The organism is Pseudoalteromonas sp. XMcav11-Q (assembly GCF_040104525.1).
Lineage (GTDB): Bacteria > Pseudomonadota > Gammaproteobacteria > Enterobacterales > Alteromonadaceae > Pseudoalteromonas.
Window position 1 is genome coordinate 138,742 of record NZ_JBECOX010000008.1, and the last position, 25,795, is coordinate 164,536.

Sequence of the window (25,795 nt, forward strand, 5' to 3'; positions counted from 1 at the left end):
CTGTAAAAGCTTAGTGTTAAGCCACAAATTTACATGGAATACTTAAGCTAGATGTTTGTTTTATAATGAAATCCATCGCAATTTCATCACAGTTATCTTTGCGCAAACACAACTCGCAGTCTTTCATCACTTTTTCAGGCAAGCTATCTTTGGTACAATTGTTAAAACCTTGTTTCATAAAGAAGCCAGGCACTCTAGTTAGCACAATAATACGGTTGAGTGCCAATTTTTTGGCTTTCACCAGTAAATGCTCGACTAAAAGTTGCCCTTGTCCCTTTATTTCGCTCTCGGGATTTACACCCAAAGAGCGAATTTCAGCAAGCCCAGTGTCGTAAATATACAAAGATGCACATCCTGTCACCCTGCCACCGACCTCTGTTACCGCAAACTCATTGATACTATGGATCATATCACTTTTCGCTCGCGGTAGGTTCTCACCTACTTTAGCCCAATATTGGATCAGTCCGGCAATGGCTTCAACATCATCTAAATTGGCATCACGCACTAGGATTTTTTGCTTTTTTTTTGCCGTTTTAATGGCATTGGTCACTTGTGGCAATGAGGTGCCGCCTAATGCTTTACGAGCGGCAATACAAGCGTCAATTTCTAGTACTGGGTAGACATCCTCTGCAATTACTGCGCTGACTTGCTGGAATTCTTCTAAGCTCAGATCCTCGAGGTTTTGCCCCTTACTAATTGCTAACTGCACTAATTCACCGACGATGTGATGGCCTTCCCTAAACGGTATTCCCTTAGCAACGAGATAATCAGCAAGCTCTGTCGCATTGGCGTGACCACCTTTTGCAGCCGCTAACGTCTTATCACCATTAACCTTAATGCCTTTAACGCATGCTTCAGCCATATGAATACACGCAAGCCAAGTTGGCATGGCATCAAATAGGCCTTCTTTATCTTCCTGCATATCTTTGTTGTAGGCCAAGGGCAAAGCTTTAAGCGTCATCATCATGCCGCTAAAGGCGCCAAAAACTCGACCTGTTTTGCCACGGATCAACTCTAAGGCATCAGGATTCTTTTTCTGTGGCATCAAGGATGAGCCGGACGTCACGCTGTCGGCCAAATCAATAAATCCAGATTCACCAGAATTGTAAAAGATCAAATCCTCTGCAAAACGAGATAAATGCATCATCGAAATAGACGCACAACTGAGTAGCTCAACCACAAAGTCACGATCAGAGACCGCATCTAAACTATTACGAGAGGCTTCTCTAAAGCCAAGGTTTACAGCTAACATTTCACGATCGATAGGATAAGCAGTCCCCGCTAGTGCACCTGAGCCAAGTGGGCACACATTTAACCTTTCAAGCGCATCATTTAAGCGCGACTCATCACGCTCAATCATCTCAACGTAGGCCATACACCAATGACTAAAGAGCACGGGCTGAGCACGCTGTAAATGGGTGTAGCCTGGCAATATAGTACCAAGCTCCTGCTCTGCGAGTACCACAAGAGCTTGCTTGAGTGAACTCAGTGCCACAAGCAATTGCTGCGCCGTTTTCCGGCTCCACAATCTAAAGTCTGTGGCTACTTGGTCGTTACGGCTTCGACCTGTGTGCAGCTTTTTACCTAAATCACCCACTTTGTCGATAAGTTTAGCTTCAACATAAGAATGAATATCCTCATGTCCCGCGGTTGCTACACTGCGCGGTTCAGCAATCACTTCATCCAAAAGCTGTTTCAGCGCTGAGATGATCTGCTGATGTTCGCTTTCAGTTAATACATCTACTTGCTTTAGCGCACCCGCCCAAGCGATAGAGCCAACAATATCTTGCTCTGCCAATTGATAATCAAATGGCAGAGAATCATTAAATTGCTTAAATGCCTCATCAGGACCTGATGAAAAACGGCCGCCCCATAATGCCATCTCGCTCTCCTACCTTAAGACTGCTTTTGCTTGTTTAACGCCGCTATCCGGCTAGATAGTGAGAATAGACGAATGAATCCCTCCGCATGAGATTGGTCATATACGTCATCTTCACCAAATGTGGCAAAATCTTCGCTGTATAAGCTATTGATTGATTGCTTTTGCACTGCATGTACATGGCCTTTATAAAGCTTAAGCACCACCTCGCCAGTTGCCTGCTGTGCGAAAGACTCTGCTGCAGCTAGAATTGAATCTTTCAGTGGGGTAAACCAGCGACCGTCATAAACTAAGTGTGCAAACTCTTCGCTAAGCGCGGTTTTCCATTTACGACAAGATTTGTCTAAGATCAGCTCATCAATCGCTTGTAACGCCGCCATCATCACAGTGCCTCCCGGTGTTTCATAACAGCCACGAGATTTCATGCCGACTAAGCGGTTTTCAACGATATCCACACGACCAACACCATGCGGTGCTGCAATCTCGTTTAACTTAACTAGACACTGATAAGGACTATAACGCTCACCGTTAACACCGGTGATTTCACCCTTTTCGATTAATACAGACACATATTCAGGCTGATCCGGTGCAGCTTCTGGAGAACTAGTCATGGTCCAAACCTGATCGCTTGGCTCATTCCATGGATCTTCCAATTCACCACCTTCGTGAGAAATATGCCAAGCATTGGCATCACGACTGTAAATTTTGGTGGCAGAGGCTGCACAAGGGATATTACGCTCGGCCAAATAGTCAAGCAAAGATTCACGACTTGATAGTGACCATTCACGCCATGGTGCAATCACTTTAAGATCAGGCGCAAGCGCTGAGAAGCAAGATTCAAAACGCACCTGATCATTCCCCTTGCCTGTACAACCATGCGAAAGTGCATCCGCGCCAACTTTACGAGCGATTTCAACTTGTGCTTTGGCGATAATAGGACGCGCCATCGAAGTACCCAGTAAATATGTCCCTTCATAGATAGCACCAGTTTTAAGAGTTGGATAAATATAGTCGCTAACCATTTCTTCTTTTAAGTCGACGATATGGCACTCAGAGGCACCCGATGCGATTGCCTTTTCTTCAACCCCAACCAGTTCTTCTTCACCCTGACCTACATCGGCAACAAAGGCGACAACTTCACAACCGTAGTTCTCTTTTAACCATGGCACAATCGCTGATGTGTCTAATCCACCAGAGTAAGCCAGTACCACTTTTTTAATCTTGCTCATGTTCTTTAACCTCAAACGTAATCTTTGTTTAACAGCGATACCAGCAATGCGTTTTGAGCATGCATGCGGTTTTCAGCTTGTTGAATAATTTTTGACTTTGGCCCGTCCATCACTTCGGAAGTAATTTCAAACTCACGATGTGCTGGCTGGCAATGCAAAATGGTTTGTGCGCCACACGCTTCAATCAATTGTTGGTTGATTTGATATGGCATAAAGGTGTCTTTCACCTGTTCAATTGGCGTTTTATTCCCCATCGAAACCCAAGTATCAGCGTAGAGCACATTGGCACCAGCCGCCGCTTCTACCCGATCACTGACCAGAACTGAGGCGCCATTTACCGCCGCAATTTGTTCAGCTTGCTTTACAATCTGTGCATCTGGAGAATGACCTTTAGGACAAACTGCCACAAAATCAGTACCTAACGTTGCCGCAAGCAACATTAATGAATGTGTTACGTTGTTACCTTCACCGAGATAAGCGATTTTGATCTGACTGACATCGTCGTAAGTTTCAAATAAGGTGAGAAAATCAGCCAACGCTTGGCAAGGGTGATATAAATCACATAGGCTATTCACAACAGGCACAGACGAAAATTCAGCGAGCGTCTCAAGCGTGCTATGGTGATTTACGCGGGCCACAAGGCCATCGGCCCAAGTAGAAATATTAAGCGCAAAATCTTTTACGGATTCACGCGCCCCCATTGCACCGTTTTGCTGATCTAAATACACAGCATGGCCGCCCAGTTTATGGATACCTATATCGAACGACAGCCGCGTTCTTAAGCTCGGCTTTTCGAATAACGTGACAATCGATTTGCCTGCTAAGGCTTGGTTATATTCTTGCGGTTGATTTTTAATATTTTTTGCAAGCTTTAATAAGTTCAAAACGTTAGTTTGGTCTAATTCCAAACCAGTTAAAAAATGCTTAGTCATGGTGTTTTCCTACGGCAGAATTTGTGTACCTACGTGCTCACCATTGAGCAACGCAATTAAATTTTCTGGCTTTTGCCAGCTAGAGATGTACACCCCTCGTCGTAAGTGTTGGGCAGCGTGAAGACTGGTCTTAACTTTGACCTCCATCCCGCCCACAATGACCTTTTGCGCGATTAACGTTGAGATCTGTTCCGCGTTAAGTTGATTTAATGGCTGTTTATCGCCATCAAGTACCGCCTCAACGTCAGTCATAAAAATAAGTTCTGCACCAAGCTTACTGGCGATAGCTGCTGCTGCTTCATCCGCATTCACGTTGTATAAATGGCCGTCAGCGCCAATACCAACTGAACTAACAACAGGTAACCTGTCAAACTCCAACACCGCTTCAAGCATGCCCCCTTCACTCGCTTCACAGCTACCCACACGGCCAAGCGCTTTAAGCTTTTGAGTTGTGGTAAATCCTGCATCATATAAGCACAGCCCAACGGGCTTGAGCGTGGCGGTAATGGCATCCGCCATCAGTTGCTTGTTAGCACAGCCTGCAAGTGCACCAACAATATAGGGCATTTGCTCTTGCGGACTGATCCGCAGTCCTTGATGTTTTGCAGTAGCAAAACCAGCATCGGTCAGCCATTTATCAACCAGCGCCCCGCCACCATGAACAATCACAAACTGCTTGTGTGGTGCGTCCTGTTGAATTTGCTTGATAGCTGAAAACAATGCTTGCGCTGCACCCTCTTGATTCAACACCGCACCACCTAGTTTTATCACCCAAGTTTGTTTGCTCATGCTGATACTCCTAAACCTTGATAATGCTCAAGTCCCGCCGCCAAGTTCATACATTGTAATGCTTGGCCTGCAGCCCCTTTAAGCAAGTTATCAATCGCGACAACCACGATCAGTTGATTGCCCTTTTGCTGCCAACCAATATCAACAAAAGGCTGATTTTCAACGGCTTTGATTGATGGAAGTTGACTCCCCTTTAATCTGATCAGCGGCTCATCGGCAAGCACTTGGTAAGCGGCATCGACTTGATTTGGTGTGACATTTTCTTTCAGAGTGACGTAGATCGTTTCCAAGATACCACGCTTAAAATTCCCTAAATGCGGCGTAAACAACACTGGGTGCTCAAGGTACTTTTCTATTTCTGGACTATGTCTGTGCGTAAACAAACCGTACGGTGCAAGAGATACTTCGCAAAAGTGTGTGGCGACATTCGCTTTTCTACCTGCGCCAGTAACACCTGAAACAGCATTGATGATAACTGGCTGCTCTGTTATCAGATCAGCTTGTTGTAATGGCTTAAGTGCATTGAGTGCCGCAGTCGGATAACAGCCCGCGACCGCCACCAACTTCGCCGTTTTAATAGCATCGCCGTACCATTCAGCTAGTCCGTATTGCGCTTGCGCTAACCAGTCTTGATGCGGGTGAGAAAAGCCGTAGTAATTTTCGTAGTCTTCATTGCTAGATAAACGGTAACCTCCAGATAGGTCAAAAACCCGTTTCCCCATCTGTAAAAATACCGGTGCAAGCTCTACGCTAACCTTGTGATCCGTGCATAAACACACATAATCCGATGATTGCTCTATCAACGAAAAAGCTTGCTCATTTAAGGGTTGCAGCTCAATATCTAGCAAGCCCGAATATTCTGGATATAAATCGCTGATGAATTTGTGTTTGTCTAAGCTTTGCTCAGATACAAAGCAATGTGCAAGTGTGAAGGCAGGATGCTTGGCAACCAGCTTAGCAAGCTCAGCGCCACTGTAGCCGCTCGCTCCGATTATAGATACTTTCAACATAGTGTTCTCAAGATTAAAAAAGTTTGATTAGGGTTGGTTCTGCTAATTGTTGAAGTCAAATCGTCGCATTGCTGTTCCAAAAATATATTTATGCTAAAAAAGTGAATTGATATTCACTCTAAACATCTTTATATTTTTATGCAAGAACTTTGAATAAGTATTTTAGGAATTTTTATGAAATTGCCCGCTTTTATGGAAATGTATCAGCAACTGATCGCCGCGCCATCTATCAGTGCATTAGAAGAAAGTCTTAACATGAGTAATCAGAATGTGATCCAGCTACTCGCACAGTGGTGCGAAACGTTAGGATTTACTGTCGAAGTAACAGAGCTTGAACATGCAAAAGGAAAATATAATCTAATTGCAAGACGAGGTAATGGCGATGGTGGATTAATGTTGGCCGGCCACACGGATACCGTGCCATTCGACGATAGCCGCTGGCAATTTGATCCTTTTAAATTAAGCGAGCAAGATAATAAATTATATGGTCTTGGAAGTATTGATATGAAAGGTTTTTTTGCTTTCGTATTGAATGCAATCTCAGAGCTTGATGAATTACAGCAAAGTGCTCCTATCATAATTTTAGCCACCGCCGATGAAGAAACTACTATGGCTGGCGCTCAGGAAATTGCTAAACATCCAAACTTGAAGCCGGCGCGCTGCATTATTGGTGAACCCACCGATATGGTGCCGGTATTTACCCACAAAGGCCATATGACGACCGCCATCCGCATCGTTGGTCGTTCAGGCCATAGCTCAGATCCAGAGCGTGGCTTAAATGCCATTGAAATCATGCATCAGGTGATTGCAAATTTATTAAAGTTAAGAGAAGAATTAAAGAATAAATATTCAACTCCACACTTTGCTATTCCTTACCCAACTTTAAACCTTGGACACATTCATGGCGGCGACAATGCCAACCGTATTTGTGGCTGTTGTGAACTACATATTGATATGCGCCCTTTGCCTGGTCTGAGCATCAAAGAACTACAAGCCATGCTCACGGCAGCTGTAGCACCAATCAATACACATTATCCGAATAGTGTCTCGGTTATAGATATGCACGAACCTATTCCGGCTTTTACCGGCTCGACGGATTCTGCTTTGGTGAAAATGGCTGAACGCCTGTCAGGACAACAAGCAATTGCTGTAAACTATTGTACCGAAGCGCCATTTCTACAACAGCTAGGCTGCGAAACTATCGTCATGGGCCCAGGTTCAATTAATCAAGCACATCAGCCAAATGAATATCTCAATATGGAAAAAATAAAACCATCTCAAGCGATTATTAAATCGCTAATCAAAGATTGCTGCTTTAGTTAAACTTTCCGAACGAACAAGAAAAGCCACCTTAGCTGAAGTGGCCCATTAAAGTTGGACATTTCTATTATGCGACTTCCAACGCCTGATTCCGGTATTCTACCGGAATCAGGCCTTTTAATTTGACCTTAATCCGATCGTTATTGTAATAATCAATATATTCATCAATGCATGCCATAAGTTGCTCGGCACTGTCAAAGTAGTGACCATGGTACATTTCTGATTTTAAAAGCGTGAAGAAATTTGCAGCCACTGTATTATCAAAACAATTTCCTTTTCTCAATACACTCCGATTAATTTTTTATTTTTCAAAATATTATGATAACCATGGTGCTGGAATTGCCACCCTTGTTCGCTATGTAGAACCAAGGATCATACTTGACTTAATTCACTCATCGCTTTATCTAGCATCTCAGTCACGAGATGCAATTTAGGTGTGGTCGCGACAGTATGGCTAACGATTTCTTGATTAAATAAATCGATAATAGGAGATAAATACATTTTTTCACCTGCCACTTTACATTCTGTCACATCGGTCATCCACTTTTCATTTGGTTTAGTCCATGTGAAGTTTCGATTCATGATATTTGGTGCAATACGTCCAACCAACCCTTTATATGAACGATATTTCTTCGGCCTTACAGTCGATTTTAACCCTAGTTTTGCCATTAAACACTGAACCGCTTTATGATTAAGTAGATACCTTCTTTACGCAAAACATAATGAATACGCCAACAACCATACCGAGCATTTAAAGTCTGCGGAATTTTCATAATCAGAGGTAAAATGAAGATGAACCATGGATTATATAAACAGAAGTCCAATACCTAATCAGTCTAAAACTGATAGAAAACTCTTGAGTCGATGATTCACCATCAAGACAAAGCTGTGCGATGCACAGCTTTAATTCTCTGATGTATGTAGACATAAAATAACCCCCAATGTTGGTGTCCAACTATTGGGGGTCAGTTCAAACTGCTAGATTTTTTCTAAAGCGTGTAGTGCTTAGGAGATGATGTTGTCGGGTAAGGAGCAGCCATTGCTGACTACCCCTCCCCTAAGAACCGTACGTGCGAGTTTCCCCGCATACGGCTCAAGCCTTTATAAGTCAGTACCTAAGTACAGACCAGCGACTATAGAAAAGGTGCCGAGTGGTTACACTCGGACTCCCTCACAGAATACCTGCTTCATTGGCTGCAATTATAAGTGCACTTACCGCAAGAATAATTTTAGCAAAATCACAAGTAACAGTGATTTTTAGATCAAGTTTCATATGGCATAAGCCTATTAAATTGATCTGGGCCCCAGATAAATAACAAACCTGGTTTTTATATCCCGCTTTAGCCTAAGCGGCCGATTATGAGATACACGTGTTACTCATAATCCTCAGATATTCAGAAGTTGTCCTACGTACGAATAGGCTTTGCCATATAAGTAAGTTCATCGCGCTTTGCGTCAATGATTAAAACCACATCTTTCAACCCTTGAGCCGTTCCCTCTAAACGACAATGTGAAGTGAGAAGCTTCACCTTTTCATTATGCGACTAAAAGCTATTACTTTCAAATCAAACTGAGTAGTTACTATGCAACTGCCTATGACAATTAGGGTGCAACAACACCAAGTTATCCAACTCGTCTGAACCTCCTTTTACCCTTTCTACGATATGGTGAACATTCCACCCCGTTTCTTTGGTAATTTTATGGCGGCACATAACGCAGCATTGTTGCTGTCTGAGCCAGAGCATCAGCACCTTCCTTTTACCTTGCATTGAGTCACGCCAAGCTCGCTCTAAGCGCTGCTCGAAGTATTCCTCAAATGCCAAGTCATAAGGGTTAGCCTCTGCTTTTATCTTGGTATGTCGCTTTATCACCACATCGTTACATGAGAATAGGCGAAGTATTTTCGACTCCTCCCATTCACCGGAAAATACCCAGTTGCGTTTGCCCACTGTTTTAAAGTACTTAGACTTAACCCAGTGAAAGCGACGATTTTTATGTCGCCGTCGGCACCACTTCCAAAGCATTTTCCAAACCCGATAATCAACATAATTAAAGGTTTCCTTGGCAACAATATGTCTGTGATAGTTAGCCCAACCTCTAAGTACAGGGTTGAGCATGTATATCAACAAACCAGCCGTCACCGTCTTGTTTCCGTTAATTAAGTCTCTAACCTTATGGAGAAACGTCCGCAGGTTCTTCCGGCTAGGCTTAATTAAAAGCTTGCCTTTGTACTTACGTAAGTTTTGCCCCAAAAAGTCAAACCCTTCGTCAATATGGGTTATCACCGTTTTTTCCGGCGATAGCGTCAGCCCTCTCTCAGCCATAAAGGCTTCAACGAGAGGTTTTACTTCATCTTCTAGCAACTCTTGTGAGATACCAGTAATAATGAAGTCATCTGCATATCGCACGTAATTGACCTTGGTCTTATAGCTGGCTTTAGTGTTCTTCTTCCCAAAATGAGATTCGAGCACCGTTTCCAGACCATCAAGCGCCATATTGGCCAACACGGGAGAAATAATTCCCCCTTGCGGTGTCCCTGCGTCAGTCGGATTCAATTTACCGGATTCCATATAACCGACTTTCAGCCATTGTCCGAGTACTCGTTTATCCAATGGAATGTTGGCGAGTAACCAGTCATGACTGATGTTATCGAAGCACCCTTTGATGTCCCCCTCTAACACCCATTTGGCAGAATGCTTGCGACTGAGGTTCACAAAACATTGCTCAATCGCATCTGCCGTTGAGCGCATCGGGCGAAAGCCATAGCTATTTCTATCGGCGGTTGTTTCCGACACAGGCTCTAACGCCAGCAGGTATAACGCCTGCATAGCTCTGTCGAGCATGGTCGGTATTCCCAGCGGGCGGCGTTTACCGTTCGCTTTAGGAATATACACTCGCCTTAACGGCTTGGGCTTATAGCCCTTACGCGTTAACCGAAACAGCGCAAGCCATTTACTCTCAGGTGTACTCCATAACTCCCCATCGACACCGGCAGTCCTTTTGCCTCGATTTTCAGTCACCCGTTTTACCGCTAGACATTTAGCAGCAAACGAGCGCACCAACATACGTTGCAGAGCTTTCACCCTGCGCCATTGTTGTTGCTTAGTCGCCTTCGCGATCCGTACTTGTAGCTCTCGCACCGTTAACTCGACCGAATACCAATTAATGGTATGCCAGCTTTGCGCCTGGTGGGAGAACGCAGGTACAACAAACGCTGTACTCATCTTGCTTTTCTCCTATTAGTCATGATCTAACAAGAACAAGACGCAACTATCCCCTAACGGGAAGAATTGTTCTTATCCCGTTAGGATCAAATTGATGACAGCTTTACACGTCTATCACACGATTAAAGACCAGTTGGAAGTCTGCACAGTTTCCCGTTGAGGCAAAGTTTGAACCTCTATCCAAACCATTACAGTTTGACATTCGCTTTTTCCAACCTCCTTTACCCACTTATTCAACAGTTCGCCTTACGGCTCCCCTGCTTAACTTATTCAAATAACAATAAACTAAGCGAATAATTGGGCTTACCGAGTTCCACTTTGATGACAAAGTTGGGTTAGGTACCACAAATCCACCGATGGCATTAAGTCAGCGTATTCCCAGATGTAAAAGGAATAACCAGCCATATACCTTTTGGTTAAAGCGTAGCAATGACATTACGCTTTTTGCGGTTGACGGTGTTTATAAGTGGTTCACATACGTTAACCATACCAACTAGCCTAGCCTTGTTTCGGTTTGCCATTAACCAAAACCATCAGTTCCTCACGGAAACAGATGCTGTGAGCAGAAGTACATTGTCAGGAAGCTTCGCACCATGAAGTTACCCTCATCGCACTATCCCTAGGCTACCGTTAGCTGAATAACAGGTCTGATCGCAGACGAAATACGTCAGACAATCATCAAAGCAGCTTACATCGCTGCGCTATTATTGAAGTAGTTACACAAGCCATAAAATGCTGTGAAACTTAAGTTTTGAAATGAGCCAACCTCTTAAAGAAGTTGGCTTGATTTTGAAGCTAGGTCAGTTGGTTCAATTACATCCTGTAATCATTCAACTCGAACACCCATTTAAAATGTTGACCTTTAGTGTTCTAAGGGTCCCAGATAACTCTGGGTAAAGGTGCTGAACGTTTCGCCAACGCTCAGCCAAGGGAGTGTAATCTAAAAGATCATTTTACTAATCAATAGATTACACTAGCGCAGGACGACTCTCGTCGCACTACATCATGCCGCCCATGTAGAGCTTAAGCTTTTGTTTTTATTAAACTATTAATATGGGAAAAAGTGGTGACACCCCACTTTATACCCCTAGAGTGAAATAAAGGATAAATTTATTTATTTTTCATGTTGTTATATATATCAACAGAACTTCTATTGATACCAACCTGGTATATACTGTCAAATACATTGGTTATGTGTAATGGATACCTTTAGGTGCAAATTACATCACTATCGTGTATTAGAGACACAAGATGTTTTATCTGACGTTAATTCATTCAGCTGTATTAATAACAATCAATTTTGCTTTACCTGGGGTCTTTAGCTATAATTGTGCGTATTATTTATAGTGGTAGTAATGAGTAAGTTTTATGAAGAAGCAAGGTACAGACGAACTAGAAATATAGGCCAAAATTGATGGTAGGTAAGGATTGCGCGAAAAGGGCTTTATTACTGAAAGCATACAGTTTTCATTCTTTTAATGAGAAGCACTTACCTAACATCCATGATCCTCAAGGGCTTGATGGCCCCTCAGCAATCAACTACTCACATCTGTCGTTCACTAACTTTCGTATTTATGTTCCATTAGTTGTAATGATAGTGATCATTACAGTTTTGCTCTCACAGCATCCTCATCCTTTTTCGGACAAACAGCTTTTATCTTCTTTAATTATTTCAGTTTCCGCGATTGGTGCATATATAGGTGTGACGATAACTATTCGTAATAACAGGAAAATTTCCTCAAAAACCAACACAATAAATGCACTTGACAAGTTATGGAAGTCGCCAGAAGGCCGAGTGGTCTCTAGACAGAAGGCAAAGATGCAGATTAATCCGGATACATCTTTTCACGATGCTCTAAATAAGCTGAGATTGTTACAAAAGAAGATTGAGTTGGATGACGGGCTTTCAAAGCGTGAAAAGTGGTTCCATTTAAGTGTGTTAGGTGCGCAACTTGCCTTGGCGAATGAAAAATACCCGTTTATAGAGAAACATAGATCTGATTGGCAGTCTATTTTTGAGCAATATGGTTTAGAAAGAAACTGTATCAGAGTTGGCTTGAATGAAGCCGAAGGCTTATGCCAGGGGATTAAATTGGAGCTATATGATGAGGCTCTGGTAAAAGAGAGAATTGGTGCTGACATTTGCTCTGTGGTCATATACTTACTTCCATATATCTACACCATTAGAGAGGTGCATGCCGTAAGGTTGAACAATAGGTTGGAGCATTTTAAGTATATCGAGTTTGCAGATAGAGGACGACATTACCAAGGCAAAGCTGACTCAAATGACCTTTATTATGAGCATGTAGAGTATTACTGCTATAAGTGGTTTTTTTCTGAGGCGCCGAAGTCATTTTCTGATTTTCATCAGCATTTGATTAATGTTTATGAAGACATTGGTAACTTTTACGGGGACAAGAAACCTGAAAGTGTCGATGTGCATTCACCTTTTATAGAAGCTCTCAAATTGTTGCAAACAAATACTTTGGATTATTTAGTACAAAGGCACTAACTATTACCTCGCATAGTAAATTTAAAAAGGCATCAATGTAGCTGCGGGAACAGGTTGTTCAAGATCAATATAAAAAACGCTAAAACTAATGTCGTGGAATTCGTTCGCTTCTTTCTCAAAAGTAGCAATAAGTCTTTCTATTTCAGTTTTCTTTTTTCGTAGTGACACTTTTCAATCCAAGCTTTACTTGGGGCGACTTTTCCAATAGCACAGTCGCCCCAAAATACTCTCTAGTATTGATTTCTTATTTCTATGGCCTCTTCTAGCCAGTCAGCCAAGTTTTCTTTTATATGATTGTATACTCCTTGGGTGTCTAGCAAAGTCTGGGAAGTCCATATGTAGGAATAAGAGCACGGTAGAAAGCCGCGCCTATTTGACACTAGCTACTTAATTTGAACTTCTTTTTATAGAGACGCATGGGCGTTAAACCGATACCCCACTTTATACCCCTCGGATGAAATAAAGGCTAAATTTATTTATTTTTCATCCAGTTCTCTATATCAACAGAACGCCAGCCTACGCTTCTGCTACTGAGCGGTATTCGCGAGGGAAACTCCCCTTTTCGCTCCATACGCCACAATGTAGTGCGACTAAGGCCAACCATTTGGGTGACTTCTTCTAGCCTTAAGATTCTTTCCTGGTGTGTGTTTTGAGACTGCTTGGCTTGCTTCACTGGCTCGTTAACGTGCTCCAACATGTACTCCAGAAGCATGTAACCAAAGAACTCTATGTCTGCATTTGGAAGAGATATATAACCAATCTTGTTCTGAGCAATTAGTTGCTCGATTGTTTTCAATGGACAACGCAAAAACAATGAGGCTTCTTGCGTGCTTAAACGCTGATATAGCCCCAGCCCCATGCTGTCAGATATTTCGCACAATTGCGGTGAAAATGCTTGTTCCATAGCTGATTAAAGTAATGTGTTTTTGCTGGGAAATCAAAAGAATATTACTAGTATTGCTTTTTGAAGCGATCAAGCACAGAATTACTCATATGTCCGTTAATTGGTGTGTCGTTTTGAAAGCTCATTTTTACCATCCTATCGATGATTCTCTTGAAGAAAAAGCGAAAGCTTACAAAGAGGCTTATAGAGCGTGGCTGAATATCGAGGCAAGCTTTCACTTTCATGACCAACAAGGTTGGGAAGACCGATTAGGCTCTAAAGAAGATCTTCAAAAAGCGATGGAGATCACCACAAATACGCTTGAGATGGCAGTGTCAAAGTTGAACAATTCAGAAATACAGTTAGCTATTGATAAGGGCTATCTCTCAGACCGAGAATCAAAGTATCTACATTCTCGTAACAAAACCCCAAATCAGATCGAGAATAAGAAAGAAAAGATTGTTAGGGCTCGTATGGAAGAAGTGGATAGTATCCGTAAACAAAATTCGCAAGCACTCTCAAAAAATAATGATTGCTCTAAAAAGTTTAATTAGATCAAATAGAACTTTAGAATCTCAACTTTGCGCAAAACTAACAAACCCACTTTCTTAAGGCTATTGAGTTACAATTCAAGAAGTCCCTCTGGTCTTTTCACCCTATTTATAGAGCTCACTATTCAAAGATGAGGCAATTGAAACAGAAGGTAAAACATCTGATAACCTCGGCGCAAGGGAATGCAAGCCTTTCAAATCTCGTAAGACATGTTCAATTAAGGCAGTGTAAAGATATGCATCAATATCTCTCTCTGACTTGGCAGAAAGATAATCATTATCTGATAGAAACGCGTATATATCCGAGCTCGATTCTAGCAACTCAATATTGCTGAGCCTCTTTCCTGATAGCCGAATTCGTGCTTTTTCAGTAATAATATCAAGATTCTCTGTATTTGTTCCAAAACCAGCAACTGTCGCGGTTAAGTTTATTAATGGACCTTCCTTCGCTCTCAAGAGAAGGCTAACAGTATCTTCTGTTTCCAAAAAATTATAACTTAATCTATCTGCCAATTTTTTTTTGGGCAATATCTCCCCAAACAAAAATGTTAATAAATCTAAATGATGAAAGAGTTGATTAAACAACATTCCACCTTCCAAACTCTTTTTACCTCTCCAATCACTTTCAAGATAATATTCTGGTTTTCTTTTCCAACTTACTAAAATATTCACCGTGAGAGGCTTACCTAACAAGTTATCATCTAGCAACAATTTCAGGCAATTTATAACAGGGTTAAATCTATACTGCAAAACATTGAACACCTTTGCTTTAGTGGTCAAGGATATATCTTCCAATTCCGCTAGTTCATCAAGGTGAAGACACGGTGGTTTCTCTAATAATACATGAATACCACAGGATAATAGCGTTTTTGCCATATCAAAGTGCATATGAGTAGGGCTACAGACACTAACAATATCAAGCCCCCCCCCAATTATCATTTCTTTATAGTTATGATAAAAATCCATATTACCTTTCAAATTCATGGTTTTATCAAAAAATGGGTCAGAAATAGACTTTAAAGCCACACCATCTAACTTTAGTAACGAATCAACATGCTTTTTTGCAACATTTGAACTACCAATAACTCCCCAATTTAATATATCCACTTCCTTACCCTTCCTATTGATTCATTTATTTTATCAAGATCTTGATATAAATGCGGCTCCATAGTAACAAAACCATCATAACCAAAATTTTTAAATTCATTAATTATTAATCCCCAATCTATAATTCCATCACCCACAACCAATATATCATCATCAAAACCTCTATCCTTCACATGCAAATCCATTACCCTAGGTATCAACTTGCTAAATTCAGTATAAAAGCCGCTACTTTTATCAATTGCAAAATGGTTGCATGGGTCTAAAGCGGCCATTACATTTTTACTCTTGTCAAAATATTTATTAATAATGGAGCAAAGTTGATTAACAGTACTAACCCAACAACTATGTTCATTTTCTATCAACAATATATTACCTGATAATTCAGCCTCTCTAGACAACAAACCAATATAATCAATAATCCTATCCTCAGAAACCTCCCCCTCTCTCCCATTATCTTTAAGAAACGAAAACACTCTTATTAAATTAACTTTAAGTCTGTCGCAAATTTCAAAGAGTCTACTTATCATATTTAAATGTTCTTTTAAACTTACAGAGAAACCAAAAGAAGAATTTAAAGCAAAGCTTGAAGAAGATTCAACATCTAGGTAACATTTAAACATAGGAGACAATATAGAAGAAACCTTCAAACCATAGCACCTTAAAAGAAAATCAACTTTGTTAATTTCTTCATCACTAAGATTTAATACATTTTTACCCCAAACAGAACGAATTGCGACATATTCAACATCAATACTTTTACAAAATATAAGTGCTTTTTCAAAATCTTGGCTAATTTCATCTGATATAATACTGATTTTCATTTTAATCCTTAAAACAACTTTTATGGAGATTTGTAATTCCACTTTACTTAATTAGTAATTAACCCCTTTCGAACTCTTGACCTGAAGGTAGGATTGCTTTCCAAAGGACACTTGATTTTTCCAACTGAGAGTGTGAAACTTTAGCTTGATAAAGGTTTGCCCACGAAAGAGATACGTTTTGTAGATTAGCGTTGGTAAGATCTGCGCCTTGTAAGTTAGCAGCATTTAGAGAAGAACCAAAAAAATCAACACCTGCCAAGCAGCATCCTCGAAAATTACTACCATCTAACTGATGCTCTCTTAAAGAAACTCCCTGCAAATTAACTCCTTCAAAACTTCCATCGAATAGTATTCCTGTAGAACGGGCTAAGGATATCGCCTCGATTTGCAAATCTCTGCTATTTGTCTTTAGTAACGATACTATTTTTTTGCACAAATCTATTTTTTGACTTTTCTTTGTTGATTCAGCATCAATTTTTTTGAGCTTCCATTCCATTAACAAAAATACTGCAACGGCTCCTATCACTTCTCCACCCAATGATGAAAAGAACTCTGCTAGAAAAACTTGTAAAGATAGTTGTTCTTTGCTGCTTAAAGTCAAAGCAAAAGCAAGAGCCACACTACCAATAAAAAGGGAAGCAATAACTAAATACAATACTTTCATAACAAATAGTTCCGAATCTTTTCTTCACAACCATTTTCGTACCAACTAACCAACATTGGATATACAAAAAAGTCTACATATTCAACCCTTCTCTGCTCACTTTTTGATATAGCTAAGCCTGCATCTCGAAATAAGAAAACAAGAGGAACATATTTCAATGCATCTAAGATCAATTCACTATTTAAAAAACCATCAATTTCATTCAAATAGGCATTACAGAATATTTTCAAACGCTCATCAATATTTTGGTTATCTGCAATTAGAAACATAAGAGCGAGAATTAGATCCATTTCTCTACTACATGAACATGATTTTTCCCAATCAAGCAAAGTAACGGAACCTTTATATTTTAATATATTATCAGGTTTAAGATCACAATGCGTTAAATTTCCACATTGAAATAGAGGAGAAATTATATTTTCTGGAGCTTTATAAAGCACATCATAAATATTAACAACTTTAAGTGGATATTTATTATCTATAGCTAAAGTCAAATCTCTATCTATTGTTATATCTGAATAGACTGACTTTCTAACAAATGGGGGCGGAGTAACATTATGTAAAGAAGCCTGAGTTTTAGCTAAAAGGCTAACATTTTCACCTAAATAATTAAAATCATCCCCATTTATAAATTCCAATATACTACTAGAGCAACTAGTAATTGAAAGCGTTTTAGGAACTGAAACACCTGCTTTCTGAGCACAATTTCTAGCTGACAGATCTAATTGATGCTCCCTTACTCCCCGAGAGTCTAATTTTATCAAGAATTCCTCATCATTACTCCTTATATGGTAGTTTTTAGATGCTATTCCATTTTCCATAAGTTCAATTCTTAAATCTTGTGAGGATAACTTTAATTCCCTCAAAACTTCTTCTATTTCACTCTCCATAAAACTACCTTTAAACTCAATGAATTAAAACGCCTCTTTGAAGATAAACATTGCCAAGACTTTCTCAAATTACTTTCATCAAGCAACCATAAATTAAAAATATGAGCTTTAAGAGGACCAGCCAAATACGCAATCATAATTTCAATAACTCGCTCCAAAACATTTTCAATAATTTTAACTTGCGATTCCAACTTCTCTTTATTACAACAGTCAATGTGATTATTATTATCATATTCAAATTGACTCCTATACCCGACAATCTGATTTACAGCATGATTTAGATCATCTGAACTAAGAGATTTAGGCTCGAAGGCTTTGCTTGAGGGAGCCATCCAACTGCACCAAATAAGCGCCTCACTTAAAACACTTTTACATAGCTCCATTAATCTAATATTACTGACAACATTTCCTTCCAACAACTTCGCTTTTGAAAGGGTTTCAAATTGTAAATTAGAAAACTCGAAATTACCGTTAGGCCTTTGCTTTTTTTCCCTCAACAATTTAACTAGAGAAGCCAATTGAGTTAATTTATCAGATATAAAAACATCCCCCTCTTGCATAAAGACCTGTAAACCGAGTTCATTACCTGACTTCAACTCTCTCAAACTATTTTTTAATAATTCCTGCCTTATATAAGAAGAAGATGACTGACTCTTGAGTGCTTTCTGTTTTACTGCAGGGTATAGATCAGTAACTTTTTTCCACAAAGTTTTTTCTAACCCTTCTGCTATACCATCTCTAGAAATAGTTAAACTAACAAACTTTCTTACTTGATCTACCTCCAGATAATCTAGCAATGTATATCCGCTAGGCTCTAACCTATATTTATTGCTTCCAAAAGCTGGCGAGCGAATCTTCGAAGCTACGGAGAATGGGGAAATATACTCATCTACAGATATTCCATGTTTACTCATTTTGGAGCATGGAATTAATTCACAATACCAAGGTAAATGCGCCAAACTACCAACGCTTTCTAACCAATGAAGTTCCATTGGACCTTTAAAAAATAAAATAGCCCTCCCCCTCTCTATCAGAGATTTAATATAAGAAGTTGATTTCTCAAAACCTTTTTCATCAATTAAATAAACAGCATCAAAGATAACTTTCGCACCACGAAATTTTTTAGTTTCTTTAAATGTCTTAAGCTCTAAATACCCACCTTTTAGAAAATCAAAAACTTCCCCATCACTATTAATTAGTTGATTTTCTAATGCCTCCAACGCTTGTAACGTTTCGTAAACTCCTTCTTTCCTCTGTGCATAAGATTTAATTTCATCGACAATGATATTTTGTCCACTTAGTAGCTCTTTTAACACTAAGCTTAACGCTTCAGCCATACTACTTTCTGGTTTTCCATTTATATCCGAAAAAATCTCAAGCTTATTAAAGTTGATCACTGAAGAACCTGGCAGCTTTTTTAGCGCATTGATGTAAAGGCTGAAGCCTATACCTTTTTTTTCTAAGTCTAAAGGAATATGAAGCTGCCTAACAACACCTCCATTTTCTGTAATTGCAAGAGGGAGAGGCAAGCTATGGTAAGCAGCTCCACATCTGGCTCGCGGAATTAAAGAGGTCATCCCTGAACCACTTTCGACTAAAATCTTAAGTTGCGCAGAATTATCCTGAAGAAGGTTAAAAATTGCAGCTGTAAGATCTATTGGGTGAAATGATGATGTTGCAACTACTAAAGTTTTTGGTTTCTTTTTTTTCATTGATGTACATTATTATACTAGGACAGATGAAATGAAGTTCTTCAATTCGTTAAGCTCTGTGTGAACTCCCCGATGTGCGCCTAAAAAGATCCGCTCAAATGAGTTTTTTTCCCACTCTAAAATCTTTGATTCTGTTATCAGAATTCCTGAATCTATAGGGCTTGACGGAACTTCTCGTATTGCGGTGATTGCAGCATCCATGAAAATCGTAGGTATACGAACATTCCCAAAATCAGAACAGCAGAATAGAGGTTGTTTTTTACCAGGACCGAAGATATTATCTATTGACTCCAATAAATCAAAACGTAATTTTTTCATTAAAATAGGAGGTGTCATTTCTCTTACTTTTTCAATGTACCTAGCTGAATTTCTGAATATAATTTTAATATCGTAATCAGCACCATTAGATTGTTCCGTGATAATCTTCTTAACCAATCTGTCCATATTAGGGAGGGTAGTCGATAAATCTCTAATATCTTGATACCACAAGGGGTGGAGTGGCAAGGGGCCTACGTAAGTAATATAAAGAGTTCCTGTAAAGTCGTTCAATCTTCGAGTAATTTCTCCCAAATATCGTTCTCGACTATCTAGGAAAACACTACTAGAAGACTGCACTTCTTCTGTTTGCAACTCCGCTAAAGCAAAAAGCATTTCTTCTGAAATTATACCATTGTGATAAAGTTCAGAATGTTCTTGGCAAAGTAGTAACTCAAGTCCACTGCTTCTTAGCTGGACTCTACAAATAGCAAGCATTGTACACCTTGGCATTGGACAACCTTTACACTCTGCCAACTTTAAACTCCTCGAGTAAATTACAGATATGAAAATTGCCAGATGAAACGAGGTCCGTTAATGGATGGCCAGCCTGTTCAACTTCATACCATTTCACTTTGCAAGAACTTCCAAAGTAGGCCTGAATTAATGTAGGTAGATTCTCTTTACAAGCATTTTTATCACAATATGCATCGTTTTCACCAACAACAATAGCTGCCCCCTTTATTTTATTCGTCTGTGGATGATTTGGAGGGAGATCTTTACCATTAATAATGGTGGCCCATTCAGAAAGCTCAGCTAACCTATACGTATGAGGATGACTAAGTCGTAGCTTAGAAAAATGCTCTGGACCATCTTCTATCAAACCATAGTCAGGAGATTCTCGACTATAATGTGCCGCAGGGCCGAAAAAAATTGCATTAGCTTCATACTCAAATTTGCAGACACCTCTCAAAAGAGCAGCACACCCGAAACTATGCCCTGTCAATACAATATTAGTCTTCGGTATATCTATTACAGATCCACCCTTTGGTATTCCTGTATGGAGCAATAGATTCAGATGTTCAAAAACTTCGTAAAAAGCGCTCGGGCTTAGCTCTCCATCAGAATCATATGTTCCAGGGTAATGAGGTTGTATAACAATGTAACCATACTTAACAACTTCTTCAATCATCTTATTTGGGCCTGGAAATGATGGTAAGCCAATCAGAGACAAGAATAGTCCGTCAAAAGAAGTACGCGATGAGTCGTAATAAAAGTCCCCAGCAATACCATTAACTCTATATCTTGATTTTTTAAATTTCATAGTTCGTCCCTATCCTTTCTAAATTAATCAATGAATAACTTTCCATTTATCAACGTAGCATACACAGTTGTTACTGAAAAGTTTACTCCATGTAATTTTATTCTATATTTAGAAAAAGCAAGCTTAGATTTCTAAAATCTCCATAAGCTCATTCATCTACTTAAGTTTCTTCTTCACCGTACCCCAAGCCAGATTCAAAGCCTTGGCTTTCTCTTCTTCTTGCTTACGTAATTCATCACTCAACCCTGCTAGTTTGTCTGAGTGATACAGCTTCATGAGCTTTAAATAAGCTGCTTTGTATTCTTTTAAGGTCTTGCCTTGGCCCAAGCCTAAGATCTCACACGCGTCAACAAACACTAATGGGTTTAGGTGTCGCTCGTTGTTACTCGACTGCGAACTTGAGGACTGATTTGAGTTAGCTTGGTTTTGATTGTTGCTTTGTTCCCGCTCGTAGCGCTCTCGCTCTTTACGCAGATTTTCAGCTTCGCGCTTAATGGCCTCTTCCGCTTCTCGGCGTTGCCTTTGGAGATCTTGCTCTGCTTCTTTCTTCTGGCGTTTGAGTTCTTCTTCTACTTGCCTCTTTTGTTCGTATAGGTCACGCTCAGCCTGTTGTTTTTGTGCTTCAATGTTTGAAGCGTAGTCATTGCTTAATTTGCGTAACCGTATTGTCCCTACTACATCACTGATACGTGAACGTGCATAAGTTAATGGCCGATTGAAATTCAGGATCATCCCAATGACAAAAAACACGGTGGCGAAGTACTTATTGTCTAACTCGGAAATACCTATCCACATACCATAGAGTGGAAATAAACCGATCAACATCAAAGCAGGGTTAAAACGCACAAACAATTTGCCAATTAAATACCCCGTTAGCATATAAGCAGCTGCGCCAAAAAGGAGTGATGTCATAGTTGTTGTACCTTTTTGTAAAGTGGTTTCCATGTATGAATGAGCAAACCAACGACAAAGGCCGTGGTAAACGGCCACCAATCAATCATAGAAACGACTGTAAATACAGGTAATAGGCAGAGCAAAACAATAAGGCCAATAAACGAAATGCCGTTTCTAAAAAACCAACCAATAGTCAGACCAATAAACCAAAAGATCCCGAGGAAAAACAATAAATCCGAATTCATTGTTATAGCCTCAATGTCGTATCAAAATCTAAGGTTACGGACGCTTTACTGGTCTGTGCGGGTGGTTTTTTGGTTAAGCGTGAGTAATCTCCATGTTCAAAGTACTTCATACAATCAACAATGGTTGGTTGCCTGTAGGTCGATATAAACAAAGCTTGATTGCTCCCCAAAGTTCTGAGCCTATCAGGGGCTAATAAAGGCATACGTTCGTGTGTACGTCGAATATCAGTAAAGTTCTCGCGCTGCGTTATGGCGCGATCTCCGATGACATTTGAGAATTCTGTATTAGTATCTAAGTCGCCCCCTCTGAATATGAGATAACTGCCAATACCAGCTTTAATTGCCTTGGCTTTTTGTGGGCCATACTTATCATCTAGTTGAGAAATGCCCTGAAAGACTAGAGAGAGTGAAACACGGTACTTGCGCACGTTGTTGATGCTTATGTTGAAATCATTTATGTAGCTGTTTCCCATTTCATCCAAAAAGCCAAAAATATCTAGCTCGTTTGCTGCGGGTTTATGATCCATAACAATGGATAGAAACCGTACGTAAAATAGATCAATAATAAACTGATAGTAAGCTTGCTTTGATTCTGAGAAATTTAAATAGATAATGGTTTTTTCATTGCGGATATTTTTCAGATCAATTGTATCTGAACGCATTAACTCTCGAATATTTTGGTTATTGAGTTGTTTGAGTGCTGTTTTACATATAGTGACATAGCTACTGAGCATTTTTTCGTTACTGGTGGTAAGTCCCAACCATGATTCCCACAAGGAGCGGTCACTTGGATCAAAGGGGTTAATAGAATTTTCAGCTACCCAATCATCAAGGCCAGTCCCATCACTTCCAAACCGCAAAACTAAAGAATTAAGCTCAACCAAATTAAGGTTATGAGGCTGAGAATACGCGAGACATTTTGATAAGACTTCCAGTATCGAAATAGCCCCCTCGTTCCACACAGGCTCTTTATCTGCGCCATACTTGGACAAAATGATAGATGCACAGATTTGTTCAATTTCTATCGTGCGGCGCGCGTCTAAACCAGCAAAAGGATTAAAACGTGAAGATGATGGCAAGTCTTCAGGGCATAACCTAACAATACGATAACCCTCTGAAGCTAAATGACCACTGGTGAGCTGATACACTTCACCACTAGGATCATTCACTATCATGGAGCAATAAGAAGAGCTGAGTTCTAATATTGATGGGATAATAAAGGCTGTTGTTTTCCCTGAACCAGGCTTCGCGATCACGGCTAAATGCTCAAAGGAGTCTTGGAGTGATAAGCGTTTATCATTCCCGTTAATGAGTAGCCCTTTATTACTTTTTGAAAACATCGAAGTAAGCTCGGCTTTATTGGCAAAACGTGCTCCTTGTTCTTGAACCAGAAGCTTCTTTTTAGCAACAAAACTTCCCATGCTAAACAGGCTTGAAAACGTATCTTTAATAATTTTTGACATGATCAACGCTCCCTGCTTCGGGAGTAATCTTTAGTCTTAGCATTCGCACGAGCTCTATTTTTTCTTTGTGTGGCGATTTCTTGCTTTTGCTGGCTAATTTGCTGTTGTCTTTGTTCGGCTTGTTGAGCAAGCTCACGCTTTTGTTCTTGTGCCTTTTTTAAGCGAGACTGCCTTCGTTGTTTTGATTGTTCATTTTGCTGAGCCAGTGCTTTGGCTTTTTCATCTCCTTTTTGTGATGACGCTGGGCCAACTCGCGGAGTATCATCACTGATCTCTTGCGCAGCACGCGAGGCTGAAAAGAAGCTAAACAACCCATCAAAAAAACCTAAAATATCCATATGCTCACCTCTAAGAACTAACGTTCGAAATCGTTATCGTTTTGCTTATTGCCATTTTTGTTACCGCGCAGCCTGCTTATTTCAGCTTTTCTGCGTTCTGCTTCATCATTTTGCGTAGGCGCTGTACCATCCCTTTGCTTTGATGAAGCGGTTGGTTTTGGCTTCTCACTTTGCTTGTGTGCCGATTGACACGATAGTGCTTCTACTTGCTGAAACTCTTCTTCTAATCCCAATGTTTTTAATCGGTACTTTTTGCTATCAGCGAGTGTGATAAAACCTATAGTATTTCCACGGTTGTACATCTCAATGCCATGCGTTGAGAGATGAGTAAACAACTCATTCATGGTACGACTTTGCGCAAAAATATCTCTGAGTGTTTGAGTGATTTTTTCTTTCTTTTCAAGTCGCCCTCCTTTGCGCTTTACTTCACCAGCTTTATTTGATTGTTTTTGTTTTCTTTGCTCGCGGGTCGCGCTTATAAGAATGTCTTGTTCAAGCTCAGGGTATGTTTCTATCACATATCGTTCGGTTTCTTTTTTAACTCGATCAAACTCATACTTTGTTAGCCGCTGATTTTTTGGTGAGTCAATTTCATTACTGCTGATCATCAAATGAAAATGCACGTTGTTACTTTTTTCATCATGCAAATAACCGGTGACCAGATTATATCTGCAACGTTGTTGAACATATCGCTGAACAATATCAAAAAGCCGCTGCTTTTCTTGCTCAAGAGTGAGCTGTGATGATTTAGTAATCGATATGATTTCATGGTACAGATAGTTGCCATTTTTACGGGCTTTTACTTTTTGAGCATTGGCTGAGAACTCCGCAACGATATCTCTGTCACTTCGTGCATAAATATTTTGTGTGAAAAAATCATATTCACTATTAAGTGACGAGCCCTTTTTCATGTAATGGTAGAGTTGTGAAAAGCTTCTGCTTTTGCGGCTCATCGACTTGATAATCATATGTCTACCTTTTGTGATACGTAATTTTTAACGGTATCTTCAAGTCGTTTTAGCTCCATGAGTAAGGCATTTTCATCAACCATCACTTTGAGCGTATTAGAGCGATGAGCTATTTGATTCACATTGTTGGCAATATTACGAATAAGGTAGGTAAGTTCAGTAAGCTCTTTTAGTATTTCTGGTGATAGGTGTGGATTTTTCCCCAGCTTTTGTTGAACAACATGGCCTACAAATGAAGTTGGTTTCATCTGCATTTTTCCCGCTAAATATTCTATTTTTTGATAGTCCGCCAAGCTGAGGCTAATGCTAATACGCTTCCTTTGCTCAACATAGTTCTTGAAATATTCGCGCCGTTTTTCGTCCATATGCTCGCATTCCAGCTGTTGAAACCCTGGGGTTCTTAGGGGGCTCCCCTAAGCAAGAGAGCAAATGTTGGTTACCAACTTGCAATCTTGCTACTCCACTCAGCATAGATGATTTATTGAACGATTGCAGCAATTTTAAAACCTGTCATTATGATTTTGTTTGCTGAATTTTGGCCCTTCATCTTCACACTTTCATACAGAGACTTAACTTACTATCAACATAACTCAGGAGAATCAACATCATCAAAGTTGAAGATGCTTGCCATACAAAGTTCTGTCATGCAAACCAATACGAAACACTAATATGAGAGGATGGCTATCACTTAAAAAGCACGGCTACCTTATCGGGCCACTTTGGTAACTTTATAGGAAAAAGCTGGTTCATTACTTCGGACGCTCAAAAATAAGACAGCAACTATC

General features: G+C 40.1%; 25 protein-coding genes. 3 read left to right on the forward strand and 22 right to left on the reverse strand.

The genetic code is table 11. From position 1 onward, the window contains the following. Positions 1 to 16 precede the first annotated feature (16 nt). The 5 genes from argH to argC are packed head-to-tail and all read right to left on the reverse strand — an operon-like array spanning position 17 to position 5,836. Positions 17 to 1,882, reverse strand: coding sequence for an argininosuccinate lyase (gene argH / locus ABMY45_RS14480; protein ID WP_227386822.1), 1,866 nt, complete (start codon positions 1,880 to 1,882; stop codon positions 17 to 19). 14 nt (positions 1,883 to 1,896) lie between these two features. Next, entirely contained in the window at positions 1,897 to 3,108 is a 1,212-nt protein-coding gene (locus ABMY45_RS14485) for an argininosuccinate synthase (protein ID WP_227386821.1), read from the reverse strand. Between the two features lie 11 nt (positions 3,109 to 3,119). Then, positions 3,120 to 4,040, reverse strand: a complete 921-nt coding sequence (locus ABMY45_RS14490) for an ornithine carbamoyltransferase (RefSeq protein ID WP_227386820.1) — start codon at positions 4,038 to 4,040, stop codon at positions 3,120 to 3,122. Positions 4,041 to 4,049: 9 nt separating this feature from the next. Then, entirely contained in the window at positions 4,050 to 4,829 is a 780-nt protein-coding gene (argB, locus tag ABMY45_RS14495) for an acetylglutamate kinase (protein ID WP_010607124.1), read from the reverse strand. Continuing rightward, complete coding sequence (gene argC, locus ABMY45_RS14500) at positions 4,826 to 5,836, reverse strand: N-acetyl-gamma-glutamyl-phosphate reductase (protein ID WP_029215897.1); 1,011 nt, start codon at positions 5,834 to 5,836, stop codon at positions 4,826 to 4,828. Before argC ends, argB begins: the two co-directional genes overlap by 4 nt. Positions 5,837 to 6,013: 177 nt before the next feature. Here argC and argE point away from each other — a divergent pair, with 177 nt between their 5' ends. Continuing rightward, the gene (argE, locus tag ABMY45_RS14505; protein WP_349289039.1) at positions 6,014 to 7,162 is read left to right on the forward strand and encodes an acetylornithine deacetylase; all 1,149 of its coding nucleotides are present in this window, start codon (positions 6,014 to 6,016) and stop codon (positions 7,160 to 7,162) included. A 64-nt stretch (positions 7,163 to 7,226) separates the two neighbouring features. On the opposite strand, the gene ABMY45_RS14510 is transcribed toward argE, so the two are convergent. The 3 genes from ABMY45_RS14510 to ltrA form a co-directional block, all read right to left on the reverse strand. Continuing rightward, entirely contained in the window at positions 7,227 to 7,457 is a 231-nt protein-coding gene (locus tag ABMY45_RS14510; RefSeq protein WP_328265963.1) for an IS3 family transposase, read from the reverse strand. Between the two features lie 74 nt (positions 7,458 to 7,531). Further along, positions 7,532 to 7,828 (reverse strand): DDE-type integrase/transposase/recombinase, encoded by a 297-nt coding sequence (locus tag ABMY45_RS14515; RefSeq protein WP_174170580.1) that lies wholly within the window; start codon positions 7,826 to 7,828, stop codon positions 7,532 to 7,534. Between the two features lie 896 nt (positions 7,829 to 8,724). Further along, the gene (gene ltrA / locus ABMY45_RS14520; protein ID WP_349289040.1) at positions 8,725 to 10,383 is read right to left on the reverse strand and encodes a group II intron reverse transcriptase/maturase; all 1,659 of its coding nucleotides are present in this window, start codon (positions 10,381 to 10,383) and stop codon (positions 8,725 to 8,727) included. Positions 10,384 to 11,797: 1,414 nt separating this feature from the next. On the opposite strand from ltrA, the gene ABMY45_RS14525 reads away from it, so the two are divergent. Beyond that, positions 11,798 to 12,895, forward strand: a complete 1,098-nt coding sequence (locus tag ABMY45_RS14525) for a hypothetical protein (RefSeq protein WP_349289041.1) — start codon at positions 11,798 to 11,800, stop codon at positions 12,893 to 12,895. Positions 12,896 to 13,367: 472 nt separating this feature from the next. Here ABMY45_RS14525 and ABMY45_RS14530 read toward each other — a convergent pair whose 3' ends face one another. Continuing rightward, positions 13,368 to 13,799, reverse strand: coding sequence for an AlpA family transcriptional regulator (locus tag ABMY45_RS14530; RefSeq protein WP_349289042.1), 432 nt, complete (start codon positions 13,797 to 13,799; stop codon positions 13,368 to 13,370). Between the two features lie 113 nt (positions 13,800 to 13,912). On the opposite strand from ABMY45_RS14530, the gene ABMY45_RS14535 reads away from it, so the two are divergent. Beyond that, on the forward strand, positions 13,913 to 14,332 hold the full coding sequence (locus ABMY45_RS14535) for a hypothetical protein (protein ID WP_349289043.1): 420 nt from the start codon (positions 13,913 to 13,915) through the stop codon (positions 14,330 to 14,332). A 102-nt stretch (positions 14,333 to 14,434) separates the two neighbouring features. On the opposite strand, the gene ABMY45_RS14540 is transcribed toward ABMY45_RS14535, so the two are convergent. The 13 genes from ABMY45_RS14540 to mobC all read right to left on the reverse strand — a co-directional run bounded on the left by ABMY45_RS14540 (position 14,435) and on the right by mobC (position 25,375). After that, positions 14,435 to 15,436, reverse strand: a complete 1,002-nt coding sequence (locus ABMY45_RS14540; RefSeq protein WP_349289044.1) for a Gfo/Idh/MocA family oxidoreductase — start codon at positions 15,434 to 15,436, stop codon at positions 14,435 to 14,437. Continuing rightward, a complete protein-coding gene (locus tag ABMY45_RS14545; RefSeq protein WP_349289045.1) occupies positions 15,424 to 16,257 on the reverse strand; it encodes a sugar phosphate isomerase/epimerase in 834 nt (277 codons plus the stop codon). Before ABMY45_RS14545 ends, ABMY45_RS14540 begins: the two co-directional genes overlap by 13 nt. A 58-nt stretch (positions 16,258 to 16,315) precedes the next feature. Continuing rightward, the gene (locus ABMY45_RS14550; protein ID WP_349289046.1) at positions 16,316 to 16,921 is read right to left on the reverse strand and encodes a pentapeptide repeat-containing protein; all 606 of its coding nucleotides are present in this window, start codon (positions 16,919 to 16,921) and stop codon (positions 16,316 to 16,318) included. After that, positions 16,918 to 17,811 (reverse strand): phosphotransferase, encoded by an 894-nt coding sequence (locus ABMY45_RS14555; protein ID WP_349289047.1) that lies wholly within the window; start codon positions 17,809 to 17,811, stop codon positions 16,918 to 16,920. Before ABMY45_RS14555 ends, ABMY45_RS14550 begins: the two co-directional genes overlap by 4 nt. After that, positions 17,796 to 19,523, reverse strand: a complete 1,728-nt coding sequence (locus ABMY45_RS14560) for a hypothetical protein (RefSeq protein ID WP_349289048.1) — start codon at positions 19,521 to 19,523, stop codon at positions 17,796 to 17,798. Before ABMY45_RS14560 ends, ABMY45_RS14555 begins: the two co-directional genes overlap by 16 nt. Positions 19,524 to 19,535: 12 nt before the next feature. Further along, positions 19,536 to 20,276 (reverse strand): hypothetical protein, encoded by a 741-nt coding sequence (locus ABMY45_RS14565; protein WP_349289049.1) that lies wholly within the window; start codon positions 20,274 to 20,276, stop codon positions 19,536 to 19,538. A gap of 25 nt (positions 20,277 to 20,301) precedes the next feature. Continuing rightward, complete coding sequence (locus ABMY45_RS14570; protein ID WP_349289050.1) at positions 20,302 to 21,102, reverse strand: hypothetical protein; 801 nt, start codon at positions 21,100 to 21,102, stop codon at positions 20,302 to 20,304. A 156-nt stretch (positions 21,103 to 21,258) separates the two neighbouring features. After that, entirely contained in the window at positions 21,259 to 22,014 is a 756-nt protein-coding gene (locus ABMY45_RS14575) for a hypothetical protein (RefSeq protein WP_349289051.1), read from the reverse strand. Next, positions 22,011 to 22,241 (reverse strand): hypothetical protein, encoded by a 231-nt coding sequence (locus ABMY45_RS14580; protein ID WP_045962865.1) that lies wholly within the window; start codon positions 22,239 to 22,241, stop codon positions 22,011 to 22,013. Before ABMY45_RS14580 ends, ABMY45_RS14575 begins: the two co-directional genes overlap by 4 nt. A gap of 2 nt (positions 22,242 to 22,243) precedes the next feature. Then, a complete protein-coding gene (locus tag ABMY45_RS14585; RefSeq protein WP_349289052.1) occupies positions 22,244 to 23,704 on the reverse strand; it encodes a type IV secretory system conjugative DNA transfer family protein in 1,461 nt (486 codons plus the stop codon). Positions 23,705 to 23,706: 2 nt separating this feature from the next. Further along, positions 23,707 to 24,042: a hypothetical protein gene (locus ABMY45_RS14590; protein WP_349289053.1), complete on the reverse strand. Its 336-nt coding sequence runs from the start codon at positions 24,040 to 24,042 to the stop codon at positions 23,707 to 23,709. Between the two features lie 17 nt (positions 24,043 to 24,059). Beyond that, positions 24,060 to 25,010 carry a relaxase/mobilization nuclease domain-containing protein gene (locus ABMY45_RS14595; protein ID WP_349289054.1) on the reverse strand — a complete coding sequence of 317 codons (951 nt, stop codon included), beginning with the start codon at positions 25,008 to 25,010 and terminating at the stop codon, positions 24,060 to 24,062. Further along, the gene (gene mobC, locus ABMY45_RS14600; protein ID WP_349289055.1) at positions 25,007 to 25,375 is read right to left on the reverse strand and encodes a plasmid mobilization relaxosome protein MobC; all 369 of its coding nucleotides are present in this window, start codon (positions 25,373 to 25,375) and stop codon (positions 25,007 to 25,009) included. Before mobC ends, ABMY45_RS14595 begins: the two co-directional genes overlap by 4 nt. Positions 25,376 to 25,795 lie beyond the last annotated feature (420 nt).